This window comes from Streptomyces sp. NPDC041814, from assembly GCF_055590565.1.
Genome location: NZ_JBVJAM010000004.1, coordinates 378,848 through 396,976, shown reverse-complemented (window position 1 = coordinate 396,976; position 18,129 = coordinate 378,848). Strand labels below are relative to the sequence as shown.

Annotated in this window: 21 protein-coding genes and 1 tRNA gene; 11 read left to right on the top strand and 11 right to left on the bottom strand. The window is 71.9% G+C overall.

Features of this window, described 5'->3' with window-relative positions:
- Nucleotides 1–52: 52 nt before the first annotated feature.
- Nucleotides 53–1,123, top strand: coding sequence for an enoyl-CoA hydratase/isomerase family protein (locus ACZ6C6_RS14260; protein WP_469202492.1), 1,071 nt, complete (start codon nt 53–55; stop codon nt 1,121–1,123).
- A gap of 33 nt (nt 1,124–1,156) precedes the next feature.
- Here ACZ6C6_RS14260 and ACZ6C6_RS14255 read toward each other — a convergent pair whose 3' ends face one another.
- Together ACZ6C6_RS14255 and ACZ6C6_RS14250 are read right to left on the bottom strand one after the other, a co-directional pair.
- Nucleotides 1,157–1,384, bottom strand: a complete 228-nt coding sequence (locus ACZ6C6_RS14255; protein ID WP_469202490.1) for a hypothetical protein — start codon at nt 1,382–1,384, stop codon at nt 1,157–1,159.
- 89 nt (nt 1,385–1,473) lie between these two features.
- Entirely contained in the window at nt 1,474–1,959 is a 486-nt protein-coding gene (locus ACZ6C6_RS14250; protein ID WP_469202488.1) for a hypothetical protein, read from the bottom strand.
- 135 nt (nt 1,960–2,094) lie between these two features.
- On the opposite strand from ACZ6C6_RS14250, the gene ACZ6C6_RS14245 reads away from it, so the two are divergent.
- Nucleotides 2,095–2,949: a pentapeptide repeat-containing protein gene (locus ACZ6C6_RS14245; protein ID WP_469202486.1), complete on the top strand. Its 855-nt coding sequence runs from the start codon at nt 2,095–2,097 to the stop codon at nt 2,947–2,949.
- 2 nt (nt 2,950–2,951) lie between these two features.
- On the opposite strand, the gene ACZ6C6_RS14240 is transcribed toward ACZ6C6_RS14245, so the two are convergent.
- Complete coding sequence (locus tag ACZ6C6_RS14240; protein WP_469202484.1) at nt 2,952–3,458, bottom strand: SRPBCC family protein; 507 nt, start codon at nt 3,456–3,458, stop codon at nt 2,952–2,954.
- Nucleotides 3,459–3,678: 220 nt separating this feature from the next.
- On the opposite strand from ACZ6C6_RS14240, the gene ACZ6C6_RS14235 reads away from it, so the two are divergent.
- Nucleotides 3,679–5,034: a radical SAM protein gene (locus ACZ6C6_RS14235; protein WP_469202482.1), complete on the top strand. Its 1,356-nt coding sequence runs from the start codon at nt 3,679–3,681 to the stop codon at nt 5,032–5,034.
- A 4-nt stretch (nt 5,035–5,038) separates the two neighbouring features.
- Here ACZ6C6_RS14235 and ACZ6C6_RS14230 read toward each other — a convergent pair whose 3' ends face one another.
- The gene (locus tag ACZ6C6_RS14230; protein ID WP_469202480.1) at nt 5,039–5,923 is read right to left on the bottom strand and encodes a LysR family transcriptional regulator; all 885 of its coding nucleotides are present in this window, start codon (nt 5,921–5,923) and stop codon (nt 5,039–5,041) included.
- A 115-nt stretch (nt 5,924–6,038) separates the two neighbouring features.
- Between ACZ6C6_RS14230 and ACZ6C6_RS14225 the strand changes: the two genes are divergently transcribed.
- Entirely contained in the window at nt 6,039–6,911 is an 873-nt protein-coding gene (locus ACZ6C6_RS14225; protein WP_469202478.1) for an oxidoreductase, read from the top strand.
- Between the two features lie 147 nt (nt 6,912–7,058).
- The gene (locus tag ACZ6C6_RS14220) at nt 7,059–7,610 is read left to right on the top strand and encodes a glycoside hydrolase family 25 protein (protein ID WP_469202476.1); all 552 of its coding nucleotides are present in this window, start codon (nt 7,059–7,061) and stop codon (nt 7,608–7,610) included.
- Nucleotides 7,611–7,626: 16 nt separating this feature from the next.
- On the opposite strand, the gene ACZ6C6_RS14215 is transcribed toward ACZ6C6_RS14220, so the two are convergent.
- A complete protein-coding gene (locus tag ACZ6C6_RS14215; protein ID WP_469202474.1) occupies nt 7,627–8,034 on the bottom strand; it encodes a VOC family protein in 408 nt (135 codons plus the stop codon).
- Nucleotides 8,035–8,090: 56 nt separating this feature from the next.
- Between ACZ6C6_RS14215 and ACZ6C6_RS14210 the strand changes: the two genes are divergently transcribed.
- The 3 genes from ACZ6C6_RS14210 to ACZ6C6_RS14200 all read left to right on the top strand — a co-directional run bounded on the left by ACZ6C6_RS14210 (nt 8,091) and on the right by ACZ6C6_RS14200 (nt 10,450).
- The gene (locus tag ACZ6C6_RS14210; protein ID WP_469202472.1) at nt 8,091–8,552 is read left to right on the top strand and encodes a MarR family winged helix-turn-helix transcriptional regulator; all 462 of its coding nucleotides are present in this window, start codon (nt 8,091–8,093) and stop codon (nt 8,550–8,552) included.
- 35 nt (nt 8,553–8,587) lie between these two features.
- Entirely contained in the window at nt 8,588–8,857 is a 270-nt protein-coding gene (locus ACZ6C6_RS14205; RefSeq protein ID WP_469202470.1) for a hypothetical protein, read from the top strand.
- Between the two features lie 126 nt (nt 8,858–8,983).
- On the top strand, nt 8,984–10,450 hold the full coding sequence (locus tag ACZ6C6_RS14200) for a carboxylesterase/lipase family protein (protein ID WP_469202468.1): 1,467 nt from the start codon (nt 8,984–8,986) through the stop codon (nt 10,448–10,450).
- A 9-nt stretch (nt 10,451–10,459) separates the two neighbouring features.
- Here ACZ6C6_RS14200 and ACZ6C6_RS14195 read toward each other — a convergent pair whose 3' ends face one another.
- The gene (locus ACZ6C6_RS14195; RefSeq protein ID WP_469202466.1) at nt 10,460–11,437 is read right to left on the bottom strand and encodes an SCO7460 family lipoprotein; all 978 of its coding nucleotides are present in this window, start codon (nt 11,435–11,437) and stop codon (nt 10,460–10,462) included.
- Between the two features lie 310 nt (nt 11,438–11,747).
- On the opposite strand from ACZ6C6_RS14195, the gene ACZ6C6_RS14190 reads away from it, so the two are divergent.
- The gene (locus ACZ6C6_RS14190; RefSeq protein WP_469202464.1) at nt 11,748–12,896 is read left to right on the top strand and encodes a S1 family peptidase; all 1,149 of its coding nucleotides are present in this window, start codon (nt 11,748–11,750) and stop codon (nt 12,894–12,896) included.
- Between the two features lie 66 nt (nt 12,897–12,962).
- Here the strand turns inward: ACZ6C6_RS14190 and ACZ6C6_RS14185 are convergent, their stop codons facing one another.
- Both ACZ6C6_RS14185 and ACZ6C6_RS14180 read right to left on the bottom strand, forming a co-directional pair.
- Nucleotides 12,963–13,403: a GNAT family N-acetyltransferase gene (locus tag ACZ6C6_RS14185; RefSeq protein WP_469202462.1), complete on the bottom strand. Its 441-nt coding sequence runs from the start codon at nt 13,401–13,403 to the stop codon at nt 12,963–12,965.
- A gap of 67 nt (nt 13,404–13,470) precedes the next feature.
- Nucleotides 13,471–13,543, bottom strand: a tRNA-Asp gene (locus ACZ6C6_RS14180).
- Nucleotides 13,544–13,650: 107 nt separating this feature from the next.
- Between ACZ6C6_RS14180 and ACZ6C6_RS14175 the strand changes: the two genes are divergently transcribed.
- Entirely contained in the window at nt 13,651–14,268 is a 618-nt protein-coding gene (locus ACZ6C6_RS14175; RefSeq protein WP_469202460.1) for an NUDIX domain-containing protein, read from the top strand.
- Nucleotides 14,269–14,277: 9 nt separating this feature from the next.
- On the opposite strand, the gene ACZ6C6_RS14170 is transcribed toward ACZ6C6_RS14175, so the two are convergent.
- Both ACZ6C6_RS14170 and ACZ6C6_RS14165 read right to left on the bottom strand, forming a co-directional pair.
- Nucleotides 14,278–15,327 (bottom strand): PhlD, encoded by a 1,050-nt coding sequence (locus ACZ6C6_RS14170; RefSeq protein WP_469202458.1) that lies wholly within the window; start codon nt 15,325–15,327, stop codon nt 14,278–14,280.
- A gap of 111 nt (nt 15,328–15,438) precedes the next feature.
- Nucleotides 15,439–16,269 (bottom strand): helix-turn-helix transcriptional regulator, encoded by an 831-nt coding sequence (locus tag ACZ6C6_RS14165; protein ID WP_469202456.1) that lies wholly within the window; start codon nt 16,267–16,269, stop codon nt 15,439–15,441.
- Nucleotides 16,270–16,994: 725 nt separating this feature from the next.
- On the opposite strand from ACZ6C6_RS14165, the gene ACZ6C6_RS14160 reads away from it, so the two are divergent.
- Nucleotides 16,995–17,198: a cold-shock protein gene (locus ACZ6C6_RS14160; RefSeq protein ID WP_018104984.1), complete on the top strand. Its 204-nt coding sequence runs from the start codon at nt 16,995–16,997 to the stop codon at nt 17,196–17,198.
- Nucleotides 17,199–17,274: 76 nt separating this feature from the next.
- Here ACZ6C6_RS14160 and ACZ6C6_RS14155 read toward each other — a convergent pair whose 3' ends face one another.
- Nucleotides 17,275–17,877, bottom strand: a complete 603-nt coding sequence (locus ACZ6C6_RS14155; RefSeq protein WP_469202454.1) for a hypothetical protein — start codon at nt 17,875–17,877, stop codon at nt 17,275–17,277.
- Nucleotides 17,878–18,129 lie beyond the last annotated feature (252 nt).

Sequence of the window (18,129 nt, the reverse complement as noted above, 5' to 3'; positions counted from 1 at the left end):
CCGTCCCCGGACCGGCGGACGGCACGGCACCCGGGCTGAGCGGAGCACACGCATGAACCACGAGGACCCCGTCCTGCTGCACACCGAGGGATGCGTCCGCCATCTCACGCTCAACCGGCCCCGCGCCCTGAACGCGCTCAACCACGCCATGGTGCGGCTCATGGCCGACGCGCTCGACGCGGCCGAAGCCGACGAGTCCGTCGTCGCCGTCCTGCTCACCGGCGCGGGGGAGCGCGGCCTGTGCGCGGGCGGCGACATCCGTGCCGTCCGCGACGACGCCCTGTCCGGGGGCACCAGCTCGCTGGACTTCTGGCGGGACGAGTACCGGCTCAACGCACGGATCGCCCGCTTCCCCAAGCCGTACGTCGCTCTTATGGACGGCATCGTGATGGGCGGCGGCGTCGGAGTCTCGGCCCACGGCTCCGTCCGGATCGTCACGGAGCGCTCCCGCGTCGCCATGCCGGAGACCGGCATCGGGTTCGTCCCGGACGTCGGCGGAACGTACCTGCTGGGCGCCGCACCCGGCGAACTCGGCACACATCTCGCGCTCACCGGCGATTCGGTCGGCGCGGCCGACGCACTGCTCTGCGGACTCGCCGACCACTTCGTGCCCGCCGAAGGGCTCGCCCCGCTCGTCGCCGCCCTGGCCGACTGCGGAACCCCCGAGGCCGTCACCGCGACCGTCGCGGACCACGCCCGCCCCGCCCCCGGCGGCGAGCTCGCAGGGCACCGCGCCTGGATCGACTCCTGCTACGCGGCGGACACCGTCGAGGAGATCGTGGACCGCCTCGCCGGCCACGGGGACCCGGCCGCCAAGCAGGCCGCGGCGACCATCCTGGCCAAGGCGCCCACCTCGCTCAAGGTGACGCTCGAAGCGGTGCGCCGGGCGCGCCGTCTCGGCGGGCTCGAAGCGGTCCTCGACCAGGAATTCCGGGTCTCGACCGCCGCCTTCGCGGGACCTGACCTGGTGGAGGGCGTCCGCGCCCAGATCGTGGACAAGGATCGCAACCCCCGCTGGCACCCGGCCGAGCTCGCCCAGGTCACCGACGAGGAAGTGGCCCGCCACTTCGCGCCCCTCGGCGACCGCGAACTCGGCCTCGCGCCACTCCCCGAATCCGGCTGAGGCGCTACCGGCGGGGCCGCCCCGGCGGCCTTCTCAGTGGTCGCTGCTCGTCAGGCTCGGCCTGAGCGACCCGACCAGTTCGAAGAACCGCGTCTCGTTGCCCGCGAACCCCGCTCGCCGGAGCGCCCCGTCCGCCTCCTCCATCGGTGACGTCAGCAGCGGCAGGTACAACGGGGCGTCGTCCGGGTCGGTCAGGGCCGCCCGGGTGGCCTCCAGTAAACGGACGTACGCCTGCGCCGCCGCGAGTTCGTCCTTGCGCATCTCAGCAACTCCAGGTCAGAGGTGTCGGACCCCACCAGCATCCCCCATGGGTCTGACAACGACGGCCGGCGAGTGGCACGGCACGACGACTATCGGCCGTCCGGCCGACCCGCCGACGGCTCGACCTCCAGGAACCGGCGACCACGCGGCCCCCGGTACAACAGCGCGGTCCAGCCCAACTCCCGCAGCGCCCCCGCGCACCGGGGCAGCTCGCTCTCCTCCTCGTACGCCGCCCCGCTCCCGGCCGGACCGAGCCACTCCACCCGCACCGTCCCCGGCGACGCTCCCGCCGTCACGCGGTAACCCTTCCCCGTACGCTTCCCTGACGGGCCGACGGCCGAGGCGGGCAGCCCCGCGGCCTCCAGGGCCAGGGCCACGGCGCGTACCGGGAGGTGCAGTTCCCACGGGGCGGGCACCGACTCCGGATCGGCCCGGCCGCTGTTCGCCAGCCGCCTGATCTGCACCAGCCCGGCCAGCGCCGACCGCACCGAAGTGGCACGCCCCGCCGCGTCCCCGGAGACAGGCGGGCCGTCCCCGGTCGCCGGTTCGAACCCGCTTTCCTCCTCGCCGCGCATCCTCGACCCCCTCCGTCCCGTCCCCGTACGCACTGCTGCCAGTGTGCGCCGCCCCACCGACAACGGCCGACCGGACACGGAGCCGATAGGCTTCGGTGCTGCTCCCGGACACCGCGCCCAAAGGATTCACCCACCGTGCCCGACACCGACCGACCCTCCGGCACCGACCGCCAGGACGGAGACGGCCGTGCCGCTCTGCGCGCCGACTGCGGCAGTTGCTTCGCCCTGTGCTGCGTCGCGCTGACGCTCACGCGCTCCGCCGACTTCGCCGTCAACAAGGCGGCGGGCACACCCTGCCGGAACCTCCGGGACGACTTCCGCTGCGGTATCCACGCGCGGCTGCGCACCGAGGGGTTTCCCGGCTGCACCGTCTACGACTGCTTCGGGGCCGGTCAGAAGGTGTCGGTGGAGATCTTCGGCGGCCGGGACTGGCGCGGGGCACCGGAGACCGCGCAGCAGATGTTCGAGGTCTTCCCGGTGGTCCGGCAACTCCACGAACTGCTCTGGTACCTGACCGAGGCGGCCGACCTCGCCCCCGCCCGGCCCCTGCGCGGCGAGATCCGGCGCACCCTCGAAGCGACCGAAGCCCTGACCCGCCTCGACGCCGCCGCCCTGGCCGAGCTCGACGTGGCCGCCCACCGGGGCGAGGTCGCCGTGCTCCTCGGACGCGTGAGCGAACTCGTACGCGCCACGGCCCCCGGCCGCAGAAAGCGCAGCCACCGGGGCGGCGACCTCATGCGCGCCCGGCTCAGGAAGGCGGATCTAAGGGGCGCCGATCTGCGCGGCGCCTACCTCATCGCGGCGGACCTCGGCGGCGCCGACCTGCGCCTCGCGGACCTCATCGGCGCGGACTTCCGGGACGCGGATCTGTCGGGCGCCGATCTGACCGGGGCGTTGTTCCTGACGCAGGCGCAGGTGAACGCCGCCCGGGGGACCGCCGCCACCCGCCTCCCGCCGTCGCTGAGCCGGCCCGCTCACTGGGCGGCGTGAGCTCAGGCGCCCGGGGACTCCAGAGCCGCCTTGAGGCGATCGAGCGTGGTGCGGATGTTCCGGCGCTGGAACACGGCGAAGGTGTGCCCCCGGGTCGCCACCCGGTCGAAGGCGTTGGCCACGAAGTCCGGCCAGGCGCGGCGGTCGTCCGTCCAGGTCTCCGTGACCCGGGTACCGCCCTCCACCGCCTCGAAGCGGTACTCCCACGTCGCGATCGGCCCCCGCAGCAACGGCCGCCGCGCACCGATCGCGTGGACCCGGAACGCGAAACGCAGCCCCGGATCGGCCGCCGTCACCGTGCACCGGGTCGTCCAGCTCACCGGCCCGCGCTTGTTCCGCCCGTCGAAGACCATGCCGACGTAGGCCTCGCGGCGTTCCCCCAGCACCCGCGCCCCCAGGTTCTCCGGGCTCCAGCGGCCCATCGCGGTGGGGTCGCTCAGCCGGGCGTAGACCTCCAGCGGACCGGTGTGCACGACGACGCTGTCCGACACGGACATGGTGCGGGGCATGGAGCACTCCGTTCCGCGGCCGGCTGCGGTGACCAGCGGGCGTCGGACCGGCCGCACGGCCGACGGGCTCCCGCCCCTCACACCTTACTGACCGGTCACATAGGATCCGGAAGGGGGGAGTGACGCATCCGGCAGCGGGGAGGAGAACGCCCCGCGGCCGTGGTTCGTTGCACAGACGTCGCATCCGGAACACGCCGACGACCGACCGAGGAGTGCGCACATGCAAGGCCGAACCGATACCAGCCGCACCGAGCCCGGCACCGCAGACCGCACCCGGCTCGTCGAACGGCTGATGGAGCAGTTTCCGCACGTGCCGCGCGAGGCCGTCATCAAGGAGGACCTGCTGCGCGGCGGCGTCGCCTTCGACGAGTCCGCGCTGAGCGACAACGAGGGCGGTGACGTCAAACCGAAGTCGTACTTCATCTTCTCCTTCGACCACGGCACCCTGCCCGAACTGGGTGCGGCCGCCCTGCGCCGCCCGCCCGAGGAGATCGTGCTCACCGGCGGCCCGTACGAGCTGCGGCGCACCGTCGTCTCCGTGCGCGTCAACCCCGCGTCCCCGTACCGCGTCGCAGCGGACGCCGACGGGATGCTCGGGCTCTACCTCGACGGCAGGCGCATCTCCGACGTCGGCCTGCCCCCGATGCCCGACTACTACCGGCACACCCTCGCCAACGGGAAGTCCGTGATGGAGGTCGCCCCGACCATCCAGTGGGGCTACCTCGTCTACCTCACCGTCTTCCGCGTCTGCCAGTACTTCGGCGCGAAGGAGGAGTGCCAGTACTGCGACATCAACCACAACTGGCGCCAGCACAAGGCGGCGGGGCGCCCGTACACCGGCGTGAAGCCCGTGGAGGAGGTGCTGGAGGCCCTGGAGATCATCGACCGGTACGACACGGCGAAGACCTCCACCGCGTACACCCTCACCGGCGGCGCCATCACCTCGCACATCGGCGGCCGGGACGAGGCGGACTTCTACGGCCAGTACGCCAAGGCCATCGAGGAGCGTTTCCCGGGCCGCTGGATCGGGAAGGTCGTCGCCCAGGCCCTGCCCAAGGCGGACGTCCAGCGGTTCCACGACTACGGGGTGCAGATCTACCACCCCAACTACGAGGTGTGGGACCGCCGCCTCTTCGAGCTGTACTGCCCCGGCAAGGAGCGCTACGTCGGCCGTGACGAGTGGCACCGCCGCATCCTCGACTCCGCCGACGTCTTCGGCGCCCGCAACGTCATCCCGAACTTCGTGGCCGGTGTGGAGATGGCCGAGCCGTTCGGTTTCACCACGGTGAAGGAAGCCATCGATTCGACCACCGAGGGCCTGCGCTTCTTCATGTCGCACGGCATCACCCCGCGCTTCACCACCTGGTGCCCGGAGCCGACGACCCCGCTCGGCAAGACCAACCCGGACGGGGCGCCGCTGGAGTACCACATCCGGCTCCTGGAGTCCTACCGCGCCACGATGGAGGAGTTCGGGCTCAGCTCGCCTCCCGGTTACGGCCCGCCCGGAGCGGGGAACGCGGTGTTCTCCGTCAGCTCCTTCATGGACAGCCTGCCGGCCGCCCCCGACGCGGACTGAGCGGTTACGCCTCCGAGGCGAGCTCCCGCACCACACGGGCGAAGCCCCGTACCAGCGGCGTGTCCGCGCCGTCCGCCCAGGCCAGGACCACGCGCAGCGGCTCGACATCGGTGAGCGGCACCCAGGACAGGTCGGGGCGCGCGTAGTAGCGGGCCATGCTCTCGGGTGCGAAGCAGATCGCGGACCCCTGCGCCACCTGCTCCAGCATCTCCTCGACGTTGTCGTTGGTCGGCCCCCAGACCGGGGCCGACCCGTCGGGGCGCGGGTTCACGGCCCACCAGTCCACCCATTGCCGGGGCGCCCGCCGCGTCCACAGCAAGGGCTCGTCCTTGACCTCCAGGACGGAGATGCCGGAACGGGCCGCCAGCGGGTGTCCGGTGGGCAGACCGACCACGCGGGACTCGGTGTGCACCGGCTCGTACGCCAGCCCCGTCAGGTCGTTGGGCAGCCAGACGAACGCGATGTCCGCGAGGCCGTCCCGCAGCGCGTCGGCCTCCTGCCCCCAGTCGTAGCGCTTGGGCGCCACCCGTACCCCGGGATGGAGGCGGGCGAACTCCGCCCGCGCCCTGGTGGTCAGTTCGCCCGCCCCGCTCGCCTCGAACCCCACCCGCAGCACCCCGGTCTCGCCCCGGGCGTGCCGCTCGGCCGCCGCCGTCACACGCCCGGCCTGGCGTACGGTGAGCAGCGCCTCGGCGATCACATCGCGCCCTGCAGGGGTGGCCGATATCCCGCCCGCGTGGCGGTCGAAGAGCTTCACGCCGAGCTCCGCCTCCAGACTCTTGAGCGCGTAGGAGAGGGCCGGCTGGCTGACGAAGAGCCTGCGGGCGGCCCGGCCCAGGTTCTCCTCCTCGGCCATCACCGTGAGGTAGTGGAGCTGGCGCAGTTCCATGGCGCGATCATAAGTCGTCTTTATCGCTCCGGAGAATCCATGTCTTGGACCGTTGCTCGGTGCGGATGACATAACTGGATCACCGCAACGCGCCGACGAGTAAACGGAGTTGGAAATGAACACCGCATCCGCGACCCCCGCCCGCGACAACGCCCCCGGCCGTGTCTGGCTGATCACCGGCGCCTCCTCCGGCTTCGGCCGGTCCATCGCCGAGGCCGCCCTCGCCGCCGGGGACACGGTCGTCACCACGGCACGCAGGCCCGAGGCGCTCGACGCCCTCGTTGCCGCGCACCCCGACCGCGCGGTCGCCGTCCAGCTCGACGTCACCGACACCGCCCGCATCGCCGACGTCGTCGCGGACACCGTGCTCTGGTACGGGCGGATCGACGTCCTCGTGAACAACGCGGGCATGGGGCTCGTCGGGGCGGTCGAGGAGACCAGTGACCGCGAGCTGCGCGACCTCATGGACCTCCACTTCTTCGGCCCCGCGGCCCTGGTCCGGGCCGTCCTGCCGCATATGCGCCGCAATGGTTCGGGTGCCGTGGTCCAGATGAGCAGCATGGGCGGCCGGTTCACCTTCCCCGGCGTCGGCGGCTACTCCGCGACGAAGTTCGCCCTGGAGGGCCTGTCCGAGGCGCTGGCCGCCGAGGTGGCCCCGCACGGCATCAAGGTCCTGATCGTGGAACCCGGCTCCTTCCGCACCGGGTTCGCCGGCGGCGGCGCCCTGCGCCAGTCGGCGCCCCTGGACGCCTACGCGGACTCCGTCGGCCCGGTCCGCAGCGGCCTGCCCGATTCGGACGGCAAGCAGGAGGGCGACCCCGCCAAGGCCGCAGCGGCCATCCTGACCGCACTGGCCGCCGAGGAAACCCCGCTGCGGCTGCCGCTCGGCGACGACGCGACCGACGCCGTGCTCGGAGCGCTCGACGCATCCCGCGCCGAAACGCTGGCCTGGGAGAAGGTCAGCCGCTCCACCGGCTTCGACGCCTGACGGACAGCGGGCGCGTGCCCGCCCGCGCGTGTGTGCCGGAGCGTGCGCCCCGGCACACACGCGCATTAGTGCTTCAAGTGAGGGTGGGAAGCGGGGGATCAGGGAAAGTAAGCGGAACAGAGCACCCCGATTGTAAAGGTGGCGACCATGCTGCACGGTGTCGATGTCAGCGCCCATCAGTCCTCGTTCGACACGGAGGGACTGGACTTCGTCTTCATCAAGGCCACCGAGGGCCGTTCGTACGTCAATCCACGCCTGACCGACCAGACGAAACGGGCCCGCGACGCCGAATGCGTCGTCGGCTTCTACCACTTCCTGTGGCCGGGAAACATCACGGCGCAGGCCGAGTACTTCCTGAGCAAGGCGCCCGAGAAGGCCGGTGACCTGCTCGCCGTCGACTGGGAACAGAACGGCGAGGGCACCCGGCCGAGCAACGCAGAGAAGGACCGCTTCATCCGCGAGGTCAAGCGCCTGCGGCCGCACCACCGGGTCCTGCTCTACTGCAACCGTTACTTCTGGCTGAACCACGACACCACGTCGTACGCCGGGGACGGGCTCTGGATCGCCGACTACGTGAAGGCGGGCCATCCGCGCATCAAGGCGTCCTGGCGCATCCACCAGTACACCGACCGGCCGCTCGACAAGGACGTGGCCCACTTCTCCTCTCGCTCCGCCATGCGGGCCTGGGCCCGGAAGTGACGTCCGCGGTCACCGGTCAGTAGGACTGAAGCTCCACGAGATGCCCCTCGGGGTCACGGACATGAGCGGTGCGCAGCCCCGGCCCCCACTCCGGGCGGTCGCACGCGGGCGCGGTCATCTCGGCGCCGTGGCCGAGGCAGAGGGCCAGCCCCGCGTCGACGTCCGCCACGCGCAGGACGAACATCGAGCGGTCCTGGGCCGGGGCCGGGTCCGCCGGCAGGTGCTTCGTACCGGCGACCTCCGCCATCGCGCTCCGGTCGAACAGCACCAGCACGCCCTGGCCCTCGACGTCCCAATGGGCGTACGCGCCCGAGGCCTTGCCACTGGCGCGTACGGCTCCGATCAACTCCGGCAGCACGGCGTCGTAGAAGCGGAAGCAGTCGGCGAAGCGGTCGACCAGCAGGCGGGGATGCAGTGCGTCCACGGAGACTCCTTCAGTAGGTGCACACCCATCATTGGGTTGGCCCTACGATATACCTGATGAACGAAACACCTCCCAGTCTTCTGGGCCTCACGACCTACCTCATGTCCAAGACCGGCAAAGCGGCTCGCGGACGGCTCGCGGACCGGCTGGCCGAGCGCGGTCTGAGGCTCTGGCACATGGCGGTCCTCGCCGCGCTGGCCGACTTCGGCCCCCATGTGCAGCGCGAACTCGCCGCACGCCTCTCGATCGACCGCAGCGACGTCGTGAAGATCGTGGACTGGCTCGGCGCGTCCGGACTGGTGGACCGGGCCCGGGACACCGCCGACCGGCGGCGCGTCACGGTGACCGTCACACCGGCCGGCCGTGCCCTGCTGGAAACCCTCAAGGCCGAGGCGCTGGCCGTCCAGGACGATGTGCTCGCGCCCCTGACGTCCCGCGAACGGGCCCAGCTGACCGCCCTGTTGCTCCGGGTCCACGACGGGGCGCGCGAGAACACACCGGCACGGCCAGGTCGCTGACCCATTCGGGGCACCGGGTGCGGCAGAATTCCCCGGTGACCACACCCGCGGCCCAGCCGCCTCGTGACCGTGCGCTCGGGCGCGGCATCACCACCCTCATCCCGCAGGCCACGCCCGCCACACCGGCCGAGCAGGCGGCGGCCGTACTGACCGCCATGCGGTCCGTTCCGGTGCGCGTCGGCGTACTCCAGGCGGCGGTGGTGCTGCTGGAGGAACGCGTGCGCGCCACGCAGGATGAGGCGGAGCGGGCCGCCGCGGCGACCACCGTGGCCATGCTCCGCAGTGCCATCGGACAGGCCGGCTGACCGGCGCCCTGATCACCTTCGCCGAATCTCCGTCGCGCCGCCGCCGGAAGTGAGCCATCCTGATCACCGCTCCCGGCCGGGGAGCGGTGACCGAAGGGCGGCTGGGGCGGGTTGACGAACAGTGGTGTGTACGGGACGGCAAGCGGTCGGGTACGCGGACGCGCACCGCGCGGGGACGTCGTTGCCGTCCTCGGAATCCCTTACGCGGAGCCGCCGTTCGGCGAGAACCGCCTCCGGGCCCCGCGGCCGCGCACCCCGTGGCCCGGGGTCCGCGACTGCGCGGAGTTCGGCCCCGTCCCGCCCCAGTCCGCCGAACTGCCGGGCGCCCCCACCTGGTCGCCCGGCGACGAGGATGTCCTGAGCCTCAACGTCTGGACCCCCGCGACCGCGGCGGGCCCGCTGCCGGTGCTGGTCTGGATCCACGGCGGCGCCTACACCTTCGGATCGAGCGCCCAGCCGGACTTCGACGGTACGGCGCTGGCCCGCACCGGTCTCGTCGTCGTCACCCTGAACTACCGCGTCGGCTTCGAGGGCTTCGGCCATGTCGCGGACGACGCCTGCCCGCCCAACCGGGGTCTGCTCGACCAGATCGCCGCCCTCGAATGGGTCCGCGACAACATCGCCGCGTTCGGGGGAGACCCGGACAACGTGACCCTGGCCGGACAGTCGGCCGGAGCGACGTCCGCGGTCTGCCTGATGGTGGCGGACCGCGCGCGCGGGCTCTTCCGGCGGGTGATCGCGCACAGCGCGGTCGGCCCCGTCTTCGCCCCGGAGCTGGCCGAGCAGATCACGGAGCGCGTCGCCGCCGTCGCGGGGAGACCGCTGACCGCGGTCGCGCCGCAGGACCTGCTGAAGGCTTCGGACCGGGTCGTCGGGGACTACCGCGAGGACCCCGGCTCCGGGGCGCTGCACTGGGACCCGGTCATCTACGGGCCGGTCGCCGACGGGAAGATCCTGCGCGACGACCCGCTCGCCCTCGTCGCCGCCGGGGCCGGCCGGGACGTCGACCTGCTCGTCTGCCACACGACCGAGGAGTACTGGCTGATGGACGCCGTCGGCAGCGCCTGCGAGGTCCCCACGGACGAACGGCTTCGGCGCTTCGCCGCCGACTTCGGCCTGCCGTCCGGGCTCATCGACGGGTACCGCGCACTCATGCCCGGAGCCGAACCGCACGACCTTCACCTCGCCGTGTACGGGGACCTGATGTTCGGCGAGTACAGCAGCCGGCTCGCCGACGCCCACACGGCGGCGGGCGGCCGCGCCTTCCTCTCCCGCTTCGACCGCGGGGACGGGGGAGTGCGCGCCTGGCACTGCGCCGACGTGCCCTTCGCCTTCGGCAACGTGGACGACGAGCGCACCCGGTTCCTCATCGGCGGCGCCGCGCCCACGGCCGAGGACCGGGCCCTCGCGGACCGGATGACCTCGGCCTGGGCCGGGTTCGCGGCCACCGGCGACCCCGGCTGGGAGCCGGGCGCCGGCCACGTCAGAGTGTGGGGCACACCGGGGCGTGGGGCGGTCTCCGGGCACTGGAGGGACAGCGAAGCGGTCCGGGCGCTGTGGGACACGTACACCTACCGTCCCGCCCGCTCCTGACACGCTGTTTCACATCGGGGGCAGCTCCAGCGGCCCCCGGCCCTCGCGGACCTTGCCGATCTCCCGCACCTCGCCCAGCAGGCGGCCGTGGAGGTCGGCGGTGGCCAGCACGGCCCGGTCGCCCAGACACGACTTCTCCCCGTCGGGCTCCTCGCAGTAGAGGACGTATCCCGTCAGCCGGTCGACGGAGCCGGGCTCCAGGCGCCAGATCCACTCGTAGTCGCTGACCTGTACGCGGGGGTGGGCCGCCCGGAGCCGGTCTCGGACCGCACTGTGGACCTCGGCGGCGAACTTCTGCCGTTCGGCGAACGGGCGGACGATGCGGGCGCTGCCCGACGCCGGGTCGACCCGCCCGTCCTTCGCCCCGTAGCCGACGCTGTAGTACGCGTGCGAGCCGAGGGCCGCGAGCAGCGGGGTGGCGCTCAGACGCATGGCCGTCGGTTGCGACTTCTTGCCGATGGGCCGGTTCTCGGCGACGGCCGGGGAGACCAGATTGACCGACGCGCCCTTCACCTCGGTCCCGTCCTTCCACTGCCGCGCGCATGCGCCGATGTCCTTGAGCAGGCCGGTGACCGTCGCGTTGGTGGGGGACGCGGCGATCCACGGCGCCCCGGTCTGCGGGTCGACGGCGATCACCGTGTGGCCGCAGTGCCGGAACGCGCCGAGGAGCACCCGCAGCGCCGCCGCGTCGCGCCGTCCGCGCTCCACCGCCTCGTCCATCACGCCCCGGCAGCCGTGCGTGTTGCAGGTGCCCGCGCCGGCGTCCACCCGCATCCGGACCACGGCGTCGGGGTCGTCGGTCATCGCGAAGGTGATCTCCGAACCGCTGGAGTGCGGGATCAGGGTGTGCGCCCCGATGAGGCGGAGGACGCCCGGGTGGTACTTGGCGGCCAGCTTCTCGGCGTACGCACGGTCCTCCTTGGTGGTGGTCACCATCCCGCACCCCGTGAGAGCGGCGGTGAGCCCGAGCACCAGTGCCCCGGCCACCCCGGCCGCCGTCCTGCGCCGTCTCGGCGATCCGCCCATCCTTGCCCGCCCCCTGCTCGCGTTCCGGCCTGCCCAACGACCGGACCTGCTCCTTCATCTGATGTGACGGTAGGACGGGGGCGTGCGTGGGGGATGAGTACGGCTACTCAGCGGGCGATCCGCACGGCCACCTCTGTCATTGGCATGGACCTGCTAACGACTTCTCCGCTACAGTCCGGAACGGCACACTCTGAGAGCGCTCTCACGGAGGACGCCTCGGACGCCTGCTGTTCCTCCCCCACCCAGCCGGAACAACAGAAGGGCCAAGACCTTGAGACGCTCCACAGCCTTGAGGACCGCACTCTCCGCCGTACTCCTCCTCGGAGCCTGGGCGGGCGCGGGCTTCCCCTCGGCCACCGCCGCGGACACGTCCACCGCCGCCCCCGCGCCCGCCTCCGACGGCCTGCTCACCGCCATGCAGCGGGACCTCGGCCTGACGGCGAGCCAGGCCAGGGTGCGGCTCTCCCAGGAGAAGACCGCCACCGCACTCCAGCCGAAGGCCCGCCACGCCGCCGGAGCGGCGTACGGCGGCTCCTGGTTCGACCCGGCGACCGGCGGCCTGACCGTCGCCGTCACCGACGCCGGGCAGGCCGACGCCGTACGGGCCACGGGTGCCGCGGTCCGCATGGTGACCCACACCGAGAAGCGCCTCGACTCGGTCAAGGCGAAGCTGGACAAGCTGAACGCACCGCAGGGCGTCAGCAGTTGGCACGTGGACCCGCGCACCAACTCGGTCGTCGTGGACGTCGTCGCCTCGCAGCGTTCTGACAACGATGTCCAGGCGTTCGTACGGAAGGCCCGGGCGGCCGGTCCCGTCACCGTCGAGCAGACCGCCGAAGCGCCCCGGATCCTCTCGGCCGGGACCGTGGGCGGTGACCCGTACTACACGGGGAACGTACGCTGCTCCATCGGCTTCTCCGTCTACGGCGGCTTCGTCACGGCCGGCCACTGCGGCCGGGCCGGTGCCGGGGTGAGCGGCTGGGACGGCTCCTTCATCGGCAACTTCCAGGGCTCGTCGTTCCCGGGCGACGACTACGCGTGGGTCAGCGTGGGCAACGGTTGGTGGACGGTCCCCGTCGTCCTCGGCTGGGGCACCGTCTCGGACCAGCTGGTCCGGGGCTCCAACGTCGCCCCCATCGGCGCCTCGATCTGCCGCTCCGGCTCCACCTCGCACTGGCACTGCGGCAATGTCCTGGCGACCAACGACACGGTCAACTACGCCCAGGGCGCGGTCTACCAGATGACCAAGACGAGCGTCTGCGCGGAGGGCGGTGACTCCGGCGGCTCCTTCATCAGCGGTGACCAGGCGCAGGGTGTCACCTCCGGTGGCTGGGGCAACTGCAGTTCCGGCGGGGAGACCTGGCACCAGCCCATCAACGAGATCCTGAACCGGTACGGGCTGACGCTCCACACCGCCTGACCGCGTTCCGCGCGACCCGGGGCCTGCCGAGCGGCAGGGCGGACCCCGGGTCGTGCGTGACGGCCGTCAGGCGAGCCGGAGGTCGATGAACGGCACGGTGTCGCCCGGCAGGACGTACCGCTCGGTCTCCACGAAACCGTTTCGCAACGCGAACCGAAGGCCCTCGGGGTTCGACTCCAGGACACACGTCTCGATGACCTCGGCGCCGAGCCCCCGGGCCAGCTCCAGACCGTGCGCGTACAGCTGCCCGCCGAATCCTCGGCCACGGTGCTCGGGCAGGATGCGGGCGATCACCGTCCCCACCGGGTTGTCCGCGCCGGGCGGGCGCACCGTGGAGCATCCCACCAGGACGTCCGCCGCGTACGCGACGCACAACCGGTTGCGTCCCGCGCGCTCGGTCACTTCCGCGAACGAGAGCGGAGCCGTCGGAATGATGGCGTTGTGGACGGACTGCCAGTCCAGGAGCGAGGCTTCGGCGTCCACCCGCTCGATACGAAGTTCGGTCACCGCGCCAGGAAACCGGTCCCGATGGCGCACGTCAAACAGCGGCCGGTGCATGACCGGGCAGGACGGGGCGGACCGACCGGATTCGAACCGGCGTGCTCCTACATGACGTGAAGGCGCGACGACCTCTGCGCTACAGCCCACCCCGCGGGGCAGTGTACCGGCCGGGGCGGCCCCGGAGACTTCGCGGCGTCACACCCCGGACGCTCCAGGCACCTTCATGGGGCCCGAGATGTTCGAGGAGGCCCCAGTGACCACAGTGACCGGACCCGGATCCGCGCAGACCGGTGCCGCGGCGGCGCCCATCCGGCGGGTGCGCGAAGTGCCCGTCTTCCGCAGCCGCTTCGGCACCCTGTACAACGACGACGTCGTCGCCCCGTCCGGGGCCACCGGGCAGTACCTGCGATGGCAGGCGCGCAAGGAGGGCGCCGTCGTCGTGCCGGTCGGCCCGGCCGGATACGCCTTCGTGTCGAACTACCGCTACCCGATCCAGGCCGCCTCCCTGGAGTTCCCCCGGGGTGCGAGCGAGGACGAGGAAGGACTCGCGGCGGCCGCCGCCCGCGAACTGCGCGAGGAGACGGGGCTCGTCTGCGCGTCGTTGCGGCCCCTCGGCGTCATCCACGCCGACACCGGCATCCTCGCCGCTCCGATCCAGGTGTATGTCGGCGAGGTGGACGTGGCGTCCGCCGGACAGGCGGCACCCGAGCCGATGGAATCCGTCACCGAACCCGTCTGGGTCACGCCCGGGGAACTGCCGGGGTGGCTGGCCGAGGGGCGGATCACCTGCGGCATCACCCTGGCGGCGCTCGCGCTCCTCAACGCCCACTGCCCCGCCCCGACGGACCCCCGCGCGGCCGGCCGGTCCTGAGCCTGCCTCTCAGGCCGCCCAGGTCCCGCGGAGCGCGGCCGTGGCGAACCCCGGCCCGTACGCGACGGTGATCCCCTCGGCACCGGCCGGCGGCGGTTCCGCGTGGGTGCGTTCGAGGATGCGGAGCACGGAGACACCACCGAGGTTGCCCTCGTCGGCCAGGGTCGCGGTGGAGTGCCGGGTGTCGTGGGCGTCGAGACCGAGGGCCGCCGCGGTGTCGCTGATGATGCGCGCGCTGCCGGGGTGGATGACCCCGAAGCCCACGGCAGGCCGGTCGAGCCAGTCCAGCAGGCTGGGCAGCACATCGTCGGCCGCGCTCAGCGCCTCCTTCGTGCTGTCGAAGTGGAACCCGGCCGGATCGACGCGGCCGGCGTACCGGGTGAGACTGTCCGGCAGGGCGTGCTCGTAGGTGTCGGCCGGGGAGCCCACGCGGAAACCCGGGCCCAGCGGGGCATCGGTGACGAGCGTCGCCGCCGCGCTGTCCCCGAACAGCACCTTGTAGATCATGTGCTCCACGGCGTCGTCCTGATGGTTGTACACGGAGGAGATGACCTCGGCGGCGACCACCAGGACGGTCGCCCCGGGTCTCGCGGCCAGCAGGTCGACGGCCCGGATCAGCGCCTGGGTGCCGCCCGCGCACGCCAGCGTCGTCAGGGCGATCCGGCGGACGTCCGGTCGCAGGCCGAGCCGGTCGATGAGGTGGATGTCCATGTTGGGGACGGACCAGCCGGTCGAGTGCGTCGTGATGATCGCGTCCACATCGCCCGGCCCCAGCCCGTACGCCCCCAGCACGCCCCGTGCCGCCTGCTCCGCCATGTCCAGCGCGTCGGCGAACGCCGCCCCGCTCCGGGCGGTCACACCGGCGTCCCCCGACACGGTCGGCGCCACCAGCGGCCGGGTGAAGTACCTGCTGCGCACCCCGGTGTTGGCCACGATGCGGAGGATCGCTGCGAGCCGCGGGTGGTCCGGGTGATGGGCGCGAATGTCGTCGGCGATCTCGGCGGTGGTCACCTTATGGGCGGGGAACACGGTGGTGGGGCGGGCTATGTAGGCAGGCACGACATCCTCCGGCGGGCACGGTGCGGCGGCGATGTGGGGGTGGGCACAACCTAAGCCACAAACGGCCGTGCCGCCCTGATCACAACACCGCGGAACCACGGAGGGAAGCCCCTACGGGGCGCGCAGCACCGGAACGCGGGTGTGCGCGCGCCGCGCGCCCGCGTGGAAGACGAGAACGATCATGCGCGCGCCCGGAGCGGCCATGGGCTGCGCGGCGCACATCGTCACCCACCCCGGACCGTCGATGGCGTGGCGGATGGGCCGCTCGTCGCCGTCGGGATGGATGTGCGCGCCGCCCGATTCCCAGATCGGCGCACACTGCGCATCCGCCAGCACGTCCTTCTCAAGGCGGCGGAGCACCTCGTCGTCGGGCCGGCTCGCGAGCGCGGCCCGCAACTGTGGCACGACCAGCGGCGCCCAGGCGGTGTCCCAGTCGATGAGCATGTCGCGGCCCTGCCCGTCGAGGAGCATCCACCGCATCGTGTTCCTGGGCACGTCCCCGCCGGGGAACAGCCGCGCGAACTCGTCGTTGTGCGCGATGAGCTCCCAGGAGGCGTCGGTGACGTACGCGGGATGGGTCATCCCGTCGATGGCCTCCTGCCACACGCCCGGCACCTCCTTGCCCGAGCGGGCGGTGAGCGGGCCCGGGGGATCGCCTATCCCGGCGTACCGGCACAGTGACACCCACTCCTGCTCGTTGAGGGCGAAGAGCATCGCCACGTCCCGGAGGAAGCCGGTGTCCGGCCTGGGCCAGGCGCCGGACTCCAGCCGCCGGTAGGTGCCGGGGGTGCGGTGTAGCAACTGGTCGACCTGATGCTGGGACAGGCCGGGTGCGCGGCGCCCCTGGCGGGACGAACGGTGAAAACCGTGCCCGGTCGGGTCGATCAGTGCACGACGGACTCTGAGCAGTGTCCGCAGTGCCGTCTTGTCGGTGTTGGTCATGCGATCAAATCCCCCGCGTATGGGCCCGGTTGCGCGGGCGTGAGCCTAATTGGCGCGACGTGGCTTAGCGCTAAAAACTGGACGTAGAAAACAGTCTGTTTACCTTCCATGCTGGAGCCCGTGAGGCAGCGGACCGCGGCTCTTCGGGGCGGTGGGCCCGCGCCTGACGTGCGGTCTTCCTGCTGTCCTCTCCTGGCAATGTTCGCAGCCGGAATTCCGCGCCCGTTCAGAACGGTGGCGGGAAGGGCTTGACGAGCAGACCGTATTTCGTCCCCCAGTGGGACGGACCGGGCACCACGGTCCGCTGATCTGGCTCTTTCCGTCACCCACCTCGGTCTCCCGGGCCGAGGCGGGGCGGTACTCGGTGCGGTCGGCAGCCCCCCTGCCGACCGCACCATTCTCATCCCGGCGGGCACTGTCCGTCCGGAGTCCCGCTGCCCCTCCGGTGCTCCGGTCCGGTGACGTCGTCACGGACGTCCGGGTCGCCGCAGACCGTCCGTTGCCCGTGAGTGCGGCCCCATCAGCGGCTTTCCCCGGCATCCGGCGCGACGCGAAGTCGTTGCTCTCTGGTGGAGAGGGGTTTCGCCATGTAGCGTCACTGCCGGAAGTCGTGGTTCGCCGAAACCGCCCGTGCTCCGGCGCGGGCGCCTTGCTGTGCAGGGGCGGACCGGGACGCCACTGGGACCGCGTGGTGCGGCTCCCGATATCGACTGAGAGGCACCGGCATGGCCAGCGGAACCGTCAAGTGGTTCAACGCCGAAAAGGGTTTCGGCTTCATCCAGCAGGACGGCGGCGGGCCGGACGTCTTCGCTCACTACTCGAACATCAACGCCTCCGGCTTCCGTGAGCTCCAGGAGGGCCAGGCGGTGACCTTCGACATCACGCAGGGCCAGAAGGGCCCGCAGGCGGAGAACATCACGGCCGCCTGACGCCGTGGTACCACCGTCCGGCCCCCGGGGAGCTCGCTTCCCCGGGGGCCGGACGCGTGAGACGGCCCCGGGTCGTTCAGCCGGCCGCCGGGGCCTGCTCGCCCTCGGACGGCACCGGTTCGGTCGCGGTGTACATGGCCGTGCCCTTCTGGATGCCCTTGCCGACGACGCCCCGCTTCACCAGGGTCTCCAGGGTGTTGCGAACCACCTGGACCGAGGTGCCGCGCTCCGGGTGAGCCTCGGTCAGGTCCGCGTGGATCTCGCGCACCAGACGCGGTTCGCCCAGGGGCATCAGGGTGCGGATGAGCTGGTGCAGCGGAACGGCCGCCGTGCCCGCAGCCTTCCTGCCGCTCGTCCTCGCCCGGGACGGCCTCGCCTTCGCGCGCCCGGCGGGCCGGGGGCCCGGGACGGGTGTGCCGGCGGGCGCGTCACCCCGCACAGGCTTCTCCTTGGTGCGCGGCGCGCGGCGCGGCCTCGGGGGCGCCGTCTCTCCAGGAAGTGCGGCCTGCATTCCGGTCAGCCAGGTCTCGTCCGTCCTGAGCTGTTGCAGGCGGGCCCGCAGCCGCTCGATCTGCGCGGTGAGCTCCTTCTGCTCCGCACGATTCTCGGTGAGATCGGTGGCGAACCGCTCTGCATACATCGTCCGCACGCTCTGCGACGCACTGTCCGCGTTGTTCATGATGGTCCACGCTCCTAGGGCCGGGGGTTTTGCTGTCGCACGCCCCTATTCACCACCCGGAAGGACGCGAAAGGCGCAATTTGTGCCCAAGATCCAGCCGAAGGGATGAATGCCCGGCTGCGGACAAGAGGTTCCCTCCGGCCGAGCGCTCACGACGCTCGGATTTCTCAACTCCGTTTGTGTGTACAGGTCTTGCATTGACGGACGCGTGTGCTGTTCATAACATCGCAACACCTGAAGCCGTGAATTGAC